Source organism: Pseudomonas moorei (assembly GCF_008801475.1).
In the GTDB taxonomy this organism is placed as follows: domain Bacteria; phylum Pseudomonadota; class Gammaproteobacteria; order Pseudomonadales; family Pseudomonadaceae; genus Aquipseudomonas; species Aquipseudomonas moorei.
On record NZ_VZPP01000010.1, the window covers coordinates 216197 to 228813 of the forward strand.

Here is a 12617-nt window from a genome sequence, read left to right on the forward strand (position 1 = left end):
CTCATGCCTTCAATCCTGCGTGTAGATCCTGCAAGCGGCGCACGGTCTTCTCGGGACCGAACTTCAGCGCTTCACAGATCGCTTCGCCAGCAGCAATGGTCGTGGTGCAGTAAATCTTGTGCTGCAGGGCATTGCGACGAATGGAATAGGAGTCAGCGATCGACTGACGACCCTCGGTGGTGTTGATGATCAAGGTAACTTCGTCATTCTTGATCATGTCGACCACGTGTGGACGACCCTCGGTCACCTTGTTCACGCGGCGCACTTTCAGGCCTGCGGCTTCGATCAGCTTGGCAGTACCGGCAGTAGCGACCACTTCGAAGCCCAAGTTGATCAGATCACGGGCCACGCCTGCAACCAGTGGCTTGTCGTCGTCGCGCACACTGATGAACGCAGTACCGCCGGTCGGCAGCACTTCGCTGGCACCCATCTGGGCTTTGGCAAACGCTTCGCCGAAGGTATCGCCCACACCCATCACCTCACCGGTGGACTTCATCTCTGGGCCGAGAATCGGGTCAACTCCCGGGAATTTGGCGAACGGGAATACCGCCTCTTTCACGCTGTAGAAGTTAGGAATGATTTCTTTGGTGAAACCGATTTCCTTCAGGGTTTTACCGGCCATGACGCGAGCCGCGATCATTGCCAGGGAAACACCGATGCACTTGGACACGAAAGGCACGGTACGCGAAGCACGCGGGTTGACTTCAATCACGTAGATATCGTCGCCCTGCAGCGCCAACTGTACGTTCATCAGGCCGACCACACCCAGCTCCAGGGCCATTTTCTTGACCTGCTCACGCATCTCGTCCTGGATATGAGCAGGCAGCGAGTACGGTGGCAGCGAGCATGCGGAGTCACCGGAGTGAACGCCAGCCTGCTCGATGTGCTGCATGATTGCGCCGATCACCACGTCTTTGCCGTCGCAGACCGCATCAACGTCCATTTCGATGGCGCAGTTGAGGAAGTGGTCCAGCAGCACCGGGCTGTCGTTGGACACTTGAACCGCTTCACGCAGGTAGCGCTTGAGTTCTTCTTCTTCGTAAACGATTTCCATCGCACGACCGCCCAGCACGTAGGACGGGCGCACCACCAGCGGGTAGCCGATCTTGGCAGCCGCACGAATCGCTTCGTCTTCGCTGCGCACGGTGGCGTTCGGCGGCTGACGCAGGTTCAGTCGCTGAACCATTTGCTGGAAGCGCTCACGGTCTTCGGCACGGTCGATGGCGTCAGGGCTGGTGCCGATGATCGGCACGCCGGCGGCTTCCAGGGCACGCGCCAGTTTCAGCGGGGTCTGGCCGCCGTACTGGACGATCACGCCTTTCGGTTTCTCGACGCGGACGATTTCCAGCACGTCTTCCAGGGTCACTGGTTCGAAGTACAGACGGTCGGAAGTGTCGTAGTCGGTGGATACGGTTTCCGGGTTGCAGTTGACCATGATGGTCTCGTACCCGTCATCGCGCAGGGCCAGTGCCGCGTGTACGCAGCAGTAGTCGAACTCGATGCCCTGGCCGATACGGTTCGGACCGCCACCCAGGATCATGATCTTGTCACGGCCCGATGGTGCGGCTTCACACTCTTCTTCGTACGTGGAGTACAGATAAGCGGTATCGGTGGCGAACTCGGCGGCGCACGTGTCGACGCGCTTGTAGACCGGGAACACTTCAAGCTTGTGACGATGGGCACGCAGGCTCTTCTCGGTCACACCCAGCAGCTTGGCCAGGCGCTGATCGGAGAAGCCTTTGCGCTTGAGGCGGAACATCAGATCGCGGTCGATGCTGGTCAGACCCAGGGTCTTGACCTTCTCTTCGTCCTTGATCAGATCTTCCATCTGCACCAGGAACCAAGGATCGATCATGGTCATGCCGAAGATATCTTCAACGCTCATGCCGGCGCGCATTGCGTCCGCCACGTACCAGATACGCTCGGCACCCGGCACGGTCAGCTCGCGCTTGAGGATGCTCATGCTTTCCGGATTGTTCAGGTCAACCTTCTCGTCCAGACCGCAAACGCCTACTTCCAGGCCCCGCAGCGCTTTCTGCAGGGACTCCTGGAAGGTGCGGCCAATGGCCATGACTTCGCCGACCGACTTCATTTGCGTGGTCAGGCGCGCGTCTGCCTTGGAGAACTTCTCGAAGGCGAAGCGTGGCAGCTTGGTCACGACGTAGTCGATGGACGGTTCGAAGGACGCCGGGGTCTTGCCGCCGGTGATGTCGTTCGACAACTCATCCAGGGTGTAACCCACGGCCAGCTTGGCCGCGACCTTGGCAATCGGGAAACCGGTGGCTTTCGACGCCAGGGCCGAGGAACGGGATACACGCGGGTTCATCTCGATGACAACCATGCGACCCGTGTTCGGGCAGATGCCGAACTGGACGTTGGAACCACCGGTTTCCACGCCGATCTCGCGCAGTACCGCCAGGGAGGCGTTACGCAGGATCTGGTATTCCTTGTCGGTCAGGGTCTGTGCAGGCGCCACGGTGATCGAGTCACCGGTGTGCACGCCCATCGGGTCGAAGTTTTCGATGGAGCAGACGATGATGCAGTTGTCCTTCTTATCGCGGACAACCTCCATTTCGTATTCTTTCCAGCCGATCAGGGATTCGTCGATCAGCAGCTCTTTGGTCGGCGACAGGTCCAGACCACGGGCGCAGATTTCTTCGAACTCTTCACGGTTGTAAGCGATACCGCCACCGGTGCCGCCCATGGTGAAGGACGGACGGATGATGCACGGGAAGCCAAGCTTCTCGAGAACCGCATTGGCCTCTTCCATGCTGTGAGCGATACCGGAGCGCGGGCACGCCAGGCCGATGGATTTCATGGCCTTGTCGAAACGCGAGCGGTCTTCAGCCTTGTCGATGGTGTCGGCGTTGGCACCGATCATCTCTACGCCGAACTTCTCCAGAACGCCCTCGCGCTCCAGGTCCAGGGCGCAGTTCAGGGCGGTCTGGCCGCCCATGGTTGGCAGCAGCGCGTCCGGACGCTCTTTCTCGATGATCTTGGCGACGGTCTGCCACTTGATCGGTTCGATGTAGGTAGCGTCGGCCATGGCCGGGTCGGTCATGATGGTGGCCGGGTTGGAGTTTACCAGGATGACGCGGTAACCCTCTTCGCGCAGGGCTTTGCAGGCCTGGGCGCCGGAGTAGTCGAATTCGCAGGCCTGGCCGATCACGATCGGGCCAGCGCCGAGAATCAGGATGCTTTTAATGTCTGTACGTTTTGGCATGGGTTTGTCACTCAAATCCGCAGGTCAGTCGGCAAGCCGTCTTGTTCAATCTCTGAAGCCTTGAGGGGGCCGCCGGTATCGGGACCGCCCTCAAGCTTTGCAACATCAGGGCGAGCGATCAGCGTCGCTTGGCCATCTCGTTGATGAAGCGATCAAACAAAGGCGCTACGTCGTTCGGGCCAGGGCTGGCTTCCGGGTGACCCTGGAAGCTGAAGGCGCTCTTGTCGGTACGCTCGATCCCTTGCAGGGTGCCGTCGAAGAGCGATTTGTGGGTCGCACGAACGTTGGCCGGCAGGGTGGCTTCGTCTACGGCAAAACCGTGGTTCTGGCTGGTGATCATCACTACGCCGGTATCCAGATCCTGGACCGGGTGGTTGGCACCGTGGTGGCCGTGACCCATTTTCAGGGTCTTGGCGCCGGAGGCCAGGGCCAGCAGCTGGTGACCAAGGCAGATGCCGAATACCGGAATTTCGGTTTCCAGCACGTCCTTGATCGCCTGGATCGCGTAGTCGCAAGGCTCCGGATCGCCAGGGCCGTTGGACAGGAACACACCGTCCGGCTGCAAGGCGAGCACATCGGCGGCAGGCGTTTGAGCCGGTACCACGGTGACGCGGCAACCGCGCTCGACCAACATGCGCAGGATGTTCAGCTTGACGCCGTAGTCGTAGGCAACCACGTGGTACGGCAGCTCGGAGGCTTCGATGGTGGCATGGCTGTCGGTTTTCAGATCCCAGACCGTCGAACGCCACTCGTAATTCTCAGTAGTGCTGACGACTTTCGCCAGGTCCATGCCTTTCAGGCCAGGGAAGCCCTGGGCGGCGGCAATGGCGGCCTCATCGGAAATGTTGTCACCGGCCATGATGCAGCCGTTCTGTGCGCCTTTTTCACGCAGGATGCGAGTCAGGCGACGGGTGTCGATACCGGCGATTGCCACAACATTGTTGGCTTTCAGGTAGTCGGACAAGGACATGGTGTTACGCCAGTTGCTCGCAACCAGTGGCAGGTCACGGATGACCAGGCCAGCGGACCAGACGCGGTTGGACTCAGCGTCTTCCGGCGTGGTGCCGGTGTTGCCGATGTGCGGGTAAGTCAGGGTAACGATCTGTTGGGCGTAGGAAGGATCGGTAAGGATTTCCTGATAGCCGGTCATTGCGGTGTTGAACACCACCTCACCAACGGTTTGACCGTCGGCTCCAATGGCTTCGCCGCGAAAAATGCTGCCATCAGCAAGGGCGAGTATGGCTGGCTTAGTCAAGAAGACCTCCCGTAAATAAAGCCTGAAAGGGCGATCGCAGGTTGTAAAAAAGCGGAGTGACGTATGGACACGTCACCCCGCTTCTTCACTGAATTATTCTGCGCGCTTTTAGTGGACACACTAAAGCTGTAGCTTACAGAAAAAGGCATTTTTGGTCTACCGCCAATGAGCCCGAAAGGCCAGAGAATGCGACAGGACGTCGCTTGGCGGTGTAAAACCGGACTCAAGCAGATTGCTCGAGCCCGGTTTCAATAGCGTTTTATCGCAGGTCGAGCACGTCTTGCATGTCGTAAAGACCAGGCTCTCGACCATCCAGCCACAAGGCAGCACGTACCGCGCCCTTGGCGAAGGTCATGCGACTGGAAGCCTTATGGGTGATTTCCAGGCGCTCCCCTTCACAGGCAAACAGCACCGTGTGATCCCCCACCACATCACCACCGCGAACAGTGGCAAAACCGATGGTTTCACGCTCGCGCGCGCCGGTATGCCCCTCGCGACCATAGACCGCAACCTTCTGCAGGTCACGATCCAGGGCACTGGCGATGACCTCACCCATGCGCAACGCCGTGCCGGAAGGCGCGTCGATCTTGTGCCGGTGGTGAGCTTCGATGATTTCGATATCCGCCTCGTCGCCCAACACACGAGCCGCCATATCGAGCAATTTCAGCGACAGGTTCACACCCACGCTGAAATTGGCTGCAAACACGATCGGGATGTCTTTGCCCGCCTCGGCCAGCAACTGCTTTTGCGCAGCGTCCAGCCCCGTCGTGCCGATGACCATGGCTTTACCCGCCTTGCGGCAGAAGGCCAGGTTTTTCAGCATGACTTCCGGCAGGGTGAAGTCGATCAACACGTCGAACTCATCCGCCACCGCATCCAGGTTACCGGACAACGGCACGCCGATACGCCCCAGCGAAGCCAGCTCACCGGCATCCACACCAATCAGCGTACTGCCAGGGCGAACGATGGCGGCTGTCAGACCGGTGAGCGGCGCGCGTTGCTGCACCGCCTCGACCAGGATCTTACCCATGCGCCCGGCAGCGCCCATCACAGCTATACGTCGCATGACCACTCCTTACAGATCGCCGAAGAAGCGCTTCACGCCTTCGAACCAGCCAGTGGTTTTCGGCGAGTGACTGTTGTCATCCGCCAGCGAGCTGCGGAACTCTTCGAGCATTTCACGCTGACGACGACTCAGATTCACCGGGGTTTCGACCGCCACGCGGCACATCAAGTCACCGGCACCGCCGCCACGCACAGGCGCAACACCCTTGCCACGAACGCGGAATTGCTTGCCGGTCTGAGTCCCTTCGGGAATCTTCAGTTTGACCCGACCATCGAGGGTCGGAATCTCCAGTTCACCACCCAACGCCGCATCGACGAAGCTGATCGGCACTTCGCAGAACAGATGCTTACCATCACGCTGGAAGATCGCGTGTTCGCGCACATTGATCACGACATACAGGTCGCCGGTCGGCCCGCCTTGCGCACCCGCCTCGCCTTCGCCAGACAGACGAATGCGGTCACCGGTATCAACACCGGCCGGCACTTTCACCGACAGGGTCTTGTACTCTTCGACGCGACCTTCGCCATGGCAGGAGTCGCATGGATCGGAAATGATCTTGCCCTGACCATGGCAGCGCGGACAGGTCTGCTGCACCGAGAAGAAACCTTGCTGCATGCGCACCTGGCCGATACCGCCACAGGTCGGGCAGGTTACCGGAGAGGAGCCTTTCTTGGCACCCGAGCCATCGCACGGCTTGCAGTTGACCAGCGTTGGAACGCGGATATTCACGGTCGTGCCGCGCACCGCCTCTTCCAGATCCAGCTCCAGGGTATAACGCAGATCACTGCCGCGCTGAGCGCCGCCACGGGAACCACCGCGACCGCCACCGAAGAAGTCACTGAAGACATCGCCAAAGATATCGGAGAAGTTCTGACCGCCAAAACCGGCACCGCCGCCACCCATGCTCGGGTCGACACCGGCATGACCATACTGGTCGTACGCCGCACGCTTGCTGGAATCGGACAGTACTTCGTAAGCCTCGTTGGCTTCCTTGAATTTCTCTTCCGACGCTTTGTCATCGGGATTACGGTCCGGGTGGTGCTTCATCGCCAGGCGACGGTAGGCCTTTTTCAGGTCCGCCTCGCTTGAGCCTCGTTCAACACCCAATACTTCGTAATAGTCACGCTTTGCCATAAGTCTTTTGCACTCTTAAGGACGTTCGGCAAACCTCTCCTGAGCCTCGCCAAACCCGTTGAGCCCCAATGAAGGCCCGGACCCAACTCACGTCAATTCAACGATCCTGGTCTTTGATTCGATGCGGTACTTGCGGCTCAGAAAGCAGGAGCATTCCCGGCCATACCATCAGCACGCGAACGTTGTCGCATACTGTAAAAATTCGCTTACTCCAGACACGCCAACGCGGGAGCAAGCCCCCGCGCGGCGACATCCTACCAGTCACCGCCTCAAGGCAGTCAACCGGCCGACCAACAACTTACTTGTGGTCTTTGACTTCTTCGAACTCAGCATCGACGACGTCATCAGCCTTTCCAGCCGACTCAGCGTGCGGTGCAGCGCCTTCAGCTGGCTGAGCCTGCTCGGCGTACATCTTCTGAGCCACTGGCGCGGAGACCTTGGACAGCTCTTCAACCTTGGCTTCGATCGCAGCCTTGTCGTCGCCTTTAACAGCGGCTTCCAAAGCAACTACAGCCGCTTCGATTGCAGTCTTCTCTTCGGCACTCACTTTGTCGCCAGCGTCGGCCACCATTTTGCGTGTCGAGTGAACCAGTGCATCGCCCTGGTTACGAGCAGCAGCCAGCTCTTCGAACTTGCGATCTTCCTCGGCGTTGGCCTCGGCATCACGCACCATGCGCTCGATCTCTTCATCGGACAGACCGGAGTTGGCCTTGATCACGATCGACTGAGTCTTGCCAGTGGCCTTGTCTTTGGCGCCTACGTGCAGGATGCCGTTGGCGTCGATGTCGAAGGTCACTTCGATTTGCGGCACGCCACGTGGTGCTGGTGGAATCTCGGCCAGGTCGAACTTGCCCAGGGACTTGTTCTGTGCCGCTTGCTTACGCTCACCTTGCAGCACGTGAATGGTCACGGCGCCCTGGTTGTCGTCGGCAGTCGAGAACACTTGCGATTTCTTGGTAGGAATCGTGGTGTTTTTCTCGATCAGCGCAGTCATCACGCCACCCATGGTTTCGATACCCAGGGTCAGCGGGCTGACGTCGAGCAGCAGAACGTCTTTCACGTCACCGGCCAGTACCGCGCCCTGGATAGCAGCACCCATGGCAACCGCTTCGTCCGGGTTAACATCTTTACGAGCTTCTTTACCGAAGAACTCGGTAACCAGCTTCTGCACCAGCGGCATACGAGTCTGACCGCCCACCAGGATCACGTCGTTGATGGCGCCAACGTCGATACCGGAGTCTTTCAGAGCGATGCGGCAAGGTTCGATGGTGCGTTGAACCAGGTCTTCAACCAGCGCTTCCAGCTTGGCGCGCGAGATTTTCACGTTCAAGTGCTTAGGACCGGTTGCATCTGCAGTGATGTACGGCAGGTTCACGTCGGTCGACTGAGCGGAAGACAGCTCGATTTTGGCTTTTTCAGCAGCTTCTTTCAGGCGCTGCATCGCCAGCGGGTCACCCTTGAGGTTCATGCCGCTTTCTTTCTTGAATTCGTCGACGAGGTAGTCGATCAGACGAATGTCGAAGTCTTCACCACCCAGGAAGGTGTCACCGTTGGTGGCCAACACTTCGAACTGGTGCTCGCCATCGACTTCAGCGATTTCAATTACGGAAACGTCGAAAGTACCGCCGCCCAAGTCGTAAACGATCACGGTGTGATCGCCCTTGGCCTTGTCCATGCCGTAAGCCAGCGCAGCTGCGGTTGGTTCGTTGATGATACGTTTTACGTCCAGACCCGCGATGCGGCCGGCGTCTTTGGTGGCTTGACGCTGGCTGTCGTTGAAGTAGGCCGGAACGGTAATCACCGCTTCAGTCACTGACTCGCCCAGGTAGTCTTCGGCGGTCTTCTTCATCTTCTTCAGAATTTCAGCCGAGATTTGTGGCGGAGCCATTTTCTGGCCGTTCACTTCAACCCAGGCGTCGCCGTTGTCAGCCTTGGCGATTTTGTACGGGACCATCTTGATGTCTTTCTGTACGACTTCTTCGTCGAACTTGCGACCGATCAGACGCTTCACCGCGTACAGGGTGTTGTGCGGATTGGTCACTGCCTGACGCTTGGCCGACTGGCCAACCAGGATCTCGCCATCGTTGGCGTAAGCGATGATCGACGGCGTGGTACGCGCGCCTTCGGCGTTTTCGATAACTTTGGCTACGCCGTTTTCAAGTACGGAGACGCAGGAGTTGGTAGTCCCCAGGTCGATACCGATAATTTTGCCCATGTTCACTCTCCCGAAACTTTGGATTTGGTTGCCGCAGCAGTGATGGCTAACTGCGGTAGCAATTAAACACTTGACTTCTAAATGGGGGCCTTGCGGCTAATTTCAAGCCTGCTCGTCAATCGAAGGCGAAACAGGCGCCGGCGTCTTGCTGACCACCACCATCGCTGGGCGCAGCAGGCGTCCATTGAGCTGGTAGCCCTTCTGGAACACCTTGAGCACGCTGTTCGGCTCAAGGTCGGCGCTTTCCTGCATCGCCATTGCCTGATGAAGAACGGCATTGAACGGTTCGCCGTGCGGATCGATCGCTTCCAGTTGATAACGTTTCAGGGTGTCCTGGAACATTTTCAGGGTGAGCTCGATGCCTTCGCGCATCGGACGGATGCTTTCGTCATCCGGGCTGGACAACTCCAGGCCACGCTCCAGGCTGTCGATGATCGGCAGCAGGTCGCCGGCGAATTTTTCCAGCGCGAATTTGTGAGCCTTTTCTACATCCTGCTCGGCGCGACGGCGGACGTTCTGCAGATCGGCGGCTACACGCAAAGCCTGATCCTGCGCACCTGCCAGTTGCTCTTCGAGCACTTGTACACGAGCCGTCAGGTCATCACCCGAGGCTTGGGAGGCCTGATCGGCGTCTAGATTTTGCGTATCCACTGTCTGTTCGTCAGCCATAGAATTCTCCTTTCAATATCGTCCGCGAGCCTTAACTCGCGCTTCTGCCCACCTATATGGGGCCGCAAAATCCTGCTTCAAGGGGTGTCCGCGTATTAACCCTACAAAAACACCTGCATTGTCATTCCGGGACGCACTAACGATTTCGTCGGATCAAGCAAATCGAGCTAACGAGGGGCATTGTCAGCCAGAAACAAAACACTGTATAAATAACCAGACCTAATGCCTGGGAGCGGCCTTCATGCTGGTGCACCTGTCAGTACATAACTACGCCATCGTTGAACATCTCGATCTCGAACTCGATCGCGGGATGAGCGTGATCACAGGAGAAACCGGCGCCGGCAAATCGATCATGCTCGACGCCCTGGGCCTGACCCTGGGCGATCGCGCCGACAGCGGCGTGGTCCGACCCGGCGCAGACAAGGCCGATATCCTCGCCACCTTCGATCTGGTCGACATTCCGGAAGCACGCACCTGGCTTGCCGAACGCGACCTTGAAAATGAAGGCCCGTGCATCTTGCGCCGCGTGATCACCGCCGAAGGGCGCTCGCGTGGCTACATCAATGGCACACCCTGCCCGCTGGGCGATCTCAAGGCACTGGGTGAGCTGCTGATCGATATCCACAGCCAGCATGAACACCAATCCCTGCTCAAAACCGATACCCACCGTCGCCTGCTCGACGAGTACGCCGGCGCCACGGATCTTGCCCGCCAGGTACAGCTGGCGGCCCAACGCTGGCGCCAAACGCGCCAGGAACTGGAACGCCTTTCCAACTCAGGCGACGAGCAGCGAGCTCGCCATCAATTGCTCAGCTATCAACTCGAAGAACTTGAAAACCTGGGCCTTGGCGACAATGAACTGGAGCAGTTGGAGCAGGAACACAAGAACCTGACCAACGCTGAAACCTTGCTGGGTATCTGCCGGCAAGTCGTCGAACAGTGCAGCGAAAGCGATTCGGGCAATGTCTTGAACGCCCTGACCGCCAGTCTCAACCGCCTGTCGAGCGTGAACAACTCGATTGGTGCTCTGGGCGAGGCCAGCAGCCTGTTGACCAGTGCGCAAATCCAGGTCGAAGAAGCCGTCGGCGAACTGAATCGCTTCCTTGATAATTTCGACGCCGACCCATCGCGTCTTCAATATCTCGAAGAACGACTTGATTCGATCTACACCCTGGCGCGCAAACACCGAATCCAGCCGACCGAAGTCGCCGAGATGCAACAAAAGCTACTGGATGAGATTGAAACGCTGAATGCCAACGACGAATCCATCGAACGACTGAGCGATGAGTTGGCCGCTTATGCGCGTCACTACCAGGAAAAAGCCCGAGAGCTGAGTGACCTGCGCCACCAGGCCTCAAGCAGCCTGGCGAGCGCTGTAGAGCAGGAAATTCAGCGACTGGGAATGCCAGGTGGTCGCTTTACCATTGAGCTACGCCCCAATAGCGGTGACGAACTGCTGCCCAACGGACTTGAACAGGTCGAGCTATTGGTCAGCGCCAACCCCGGGCAGCCCTTAAAAGCACTGGCAAAGGTAGCGTCGGGCGGCGAATTGTCCCGAATCAGCCTGGCCATTCAGGTGATCACCGCACAAACCTCCCGCGTACCCACCCTGGTATTCGACGAAGTGGACGTGGGCATCGGTGGACCGACAGCCGAAATCGTCGGCCAGCTTCTACGTCGTCTAGGGGAACGAGGACAGGTTCTGACCGTTACCCACTTGCCACAAGTGGCAGCACAAGGTCATCAACACCTGTTTGTCCACAAGGTGCGCGGCGAAGACGCCACCCACACCGCCGTCTCCAGGCTGAGTAAAAATGATCGTGTAGAAGAAGTCGCGCGAATGCTGGGAGGCATCGATCTCACCAAGGAATCCCTGGCTCACGCCAGGAAAATGGTCGTAACCGCGAAGATTTAAGTTCGACAGAAAGCACGAAGGCGACCCTTGGGTCGCCTTCGTTCGTTTCGCGAACCTCAGGTTCGCGCGACTTGCTTACTTTTTCTTGCGTACATACAACACAAGATTGTGATCAACCATTTCGAAGCCATATTTGTCGACGATGGCTTTCTGCAGGCGCTCGATTTCCTCGTCGAAGAACTCGATCACTTCACTGGTCTCGACGTTAACCATATGGTCATGATGCTTGCCGTCGTCCAGCTCGAAGACCGCATGGCCTCCGTCGAAGTTGTGCCGCACCACAAGGCCAGCTGCCTCGAACTGAGTCAGTACACGGTAAACCGTGGCCAAACCGACATCCTCGCCAGCCTCCATCAGTGCCTTGTAGACATCTTCAGCACTCATATGACGCTGCTCGGCGGAATCGAGCATTTGCAAAATTTTGACCCGTGGAAGGGTCACTTTGAGGCCGGCTTTGCGTAGTTCGCTATTTTCAACCATGGTCAGCTTTCTCGCGATGCTGCTTCGCAGCTTCTCTTAATGCGGGTATGATCGGCGTTTACGTTGTCCCAGCCAAGATAGTGGAAGTCGCCCACCGATGCAAAACACCAAGCTCTTGCTAACCAGTTTCACCTTTGTGGGACTGCTCGCACTCGCCGGTTGTTCATTCCCCGGGGTTTACAAAATCGACATCCAGCAGGGCAATGTCGTCACGCAGGACATGATAGACCAGTTACGCCCGGGAATGACCCGTAAGCAAGTAAGGTTTATCATGGGCAACCCTCTGCTGACCGACACGTTCCACGCCGATCGCTGGGATTATCTGTATAGCCTGCAACCGGGTGGTGGTGAACGCCAACAAGAACGCATTAGCGTCATCTTCAACGCAAATGACCAGCTTGTCAGCCTCTCCGGAGACTTCATGCCGGGCATGAGCCGCGACGAGGCGATTCTCGGCAAGGACACCGCCACGACAGTGGCCGCCCCTGTAGAAAACACCGAGAAGCCGAAACCAAAACCTGAAAAACCGATCAAGCCAGGCTCGTTGCTAGACCAGATCCAGAAGGACGTCGACGGTGTAGAGACCGCTCCGGTCCCGACACCAGAACCTCTGGATACTTCGCCGCAATAATCTGCAACGCAATAAAAAACCCGGCATGC

At 58.2% G+C, this 12617-nt stretch carries 9 protein-coding genes; 2 read left to right on the plus strand and 7 right to left on the minus strand.

Translation table 11 applies throughout. The features are described from left to right. Window position 1: 1 nt before the first annotated feature. The 6 genes from carB to grpE form a co-directional block, all read right to left on the minus strand. Window positions 2–3223, minus strand: a complete 3222-nt coding sequence (gene carB, locus F7R06_RS20600) for a carbamoyl-phosphate synthase large subunit (protein ID WP_090315914.1) — start codon at window positions 3221–3223, stop codon at window positions 2–4. A 118-nt stretch (window positions 3224–3341) separates the two neighbouring features. Then, window positions 3342–4478 carry a glutamine-hydrolyzing carbamoyl-phosphate synthase small subunit gene (gene carA, locus F7R06_RS20605; protein WP_090315910.1) on the minus strand — a complete coding sequence of 379 codons (1137 nt, stop codon included), beginning with the start codon at window positions 4476–4478 and terminating at the stop codon, window positions 3342–3344. 259 nt (window positions 4479–4737) lie between these two features. Further along, window positions 4738–5544, minus strand: coding sequence for a 4-hydroxy-tetrahydrodipicolinate reductase (gene dapB, locus F7R06_RS20610; RefSeq protein WP_090315906.1), 807 nt, complete (start codon window positions 5542–5544; stop codon window positions 4738–4740). Window positions 5545–5553: 9 nt separating this feature from the next. After that, entirely contained in the window at window positions 5554–6678 is a 1125-nt protein-coding gene (gene dnaJ / locus F7R06_RS20615; protein WP_090315903.1) for a molecular chaperone DnaJ, read from the minus strand. 298 nt (window positions 6679–6976) lie between these two features. Then, on the minus strand, window positions 6977–8893 hold the full coding sequence (gene dnaK / locus F7R06_RS20620; RefSeq protein ID WP_090315900.1) for a molecular chaperone DnaK: 1917 nt from the start codon (window positions 8891–8893) through the stop codon (window positions 6977–6979). Between the two features lie 102 nt (window positions 8894–8995). After that, entirely contained in the window at window positions 8996–9562 is a 567-nt protein-coding gene (gene grpE / locus F7R06_RS20625) for a nucleotide exchange factor GrpE (protein WP_090315897.1), read from the minus strand. Window positions 9563–9803: 241 nt separating this feature from the next. Between grpE and recN the strand changes: the two genes are divergently transcribed. Next, complete coding sequence (gene recN, locus F7R06_RS20635) at window positions 9804–11477, plus strand: DNA repair protein RecN (protein WP_090315894.1); 1674 nt, start codon at window positions 9804–9806, stop codon at window positions 11475–11477. 75 nt (window positions 11478–11552) lie between these two features. On the opposite strand, the gene fur is transcribed toward recN, so the two are convergent. Then, on the minus strand, window positions 11553–11957 hold the full coding sequence (gene fur / locus F7R06_RS20640; protein WP_003197684.1) for a ferric iron uptake transcriptional regulator: 405 nt from the start codon (window positions 11955–11957) through the stop codon (window positions 11553–11555). Between the two features lie 97 nt (window positions 11958–12054). Here fur and F7R06_RS20645 point away from each other — a divergent pair, with 97 nt between their 5' ends. After that, on the plus strand, window positions 12055–12588 hold the full coding sequence (locus F7R06_RS20645) for an outer membrane protein assembly factor BamE (protein ID WP_090315891.1): 534 nt from the start codon (window positions 12055–12057) through the stop codon (window positions 12586–12588). Window positions 12589–12617 lie beyond the last annotated feature (29 nt).

Excerpts from the sequence above, each read along its gene's own strand:
- fur (WP_003197684.1), bottom strand. The coding sequence starts at position 11,957 with ATGGTTGAAAATAGCGAACTACGCAAAGCCGGCCTCAAAGTGACCCTT.
- grpE (WP_090315897.1), bottom strand. The coding sequence starts at position 9,562 with ATGGCTGACGAACAGACAGTGGATACGCAAAATCTAGACGCCGATCAG.
- F7R06_RS20645 (WP_090315891.1), top strand. The coding sequence starts at position 12,055 with ATGCAAAACACCAAGCTCTTGCTAACCAGTTTCACCTTTGTGGGACTG.
- dnaJ (WP_090315903.1), bottom strand. The coding sequence starts at position 6,678 with ATGGCAAAGCGTGACTATTACGAAGTATTGGGTGTTGAACGAGGCTCA.
- dapB (WP_090315906.1), bottom strand. The coding sequence starts at position 5,544 with ATGCGACGTATAGCTGTGATGGGCGCTGCCGGGCGCATGGGTAAGATC.
- dnaK (WP_090315900.1), bottom strand. The coding sequence starts at position 8,893 with ATGGGCAAAATTATCGGTATCGACCTGGGGACTACCAACTCCTGCGTC.
- recN (WP_090315894.1), top strand. The coding sequence starts at position 9,804 with ATGCTGGTGCACCTGTCAGTACATAACTACGCCATCGTTGAACATCTC.
- carB (WP_090315914.1), bottom strand. The coding sequence starts at position 3,223 with ATGCCAAAACGTACAGACATTAAAAGCATCCTGATTCTCGGCGCTGGC.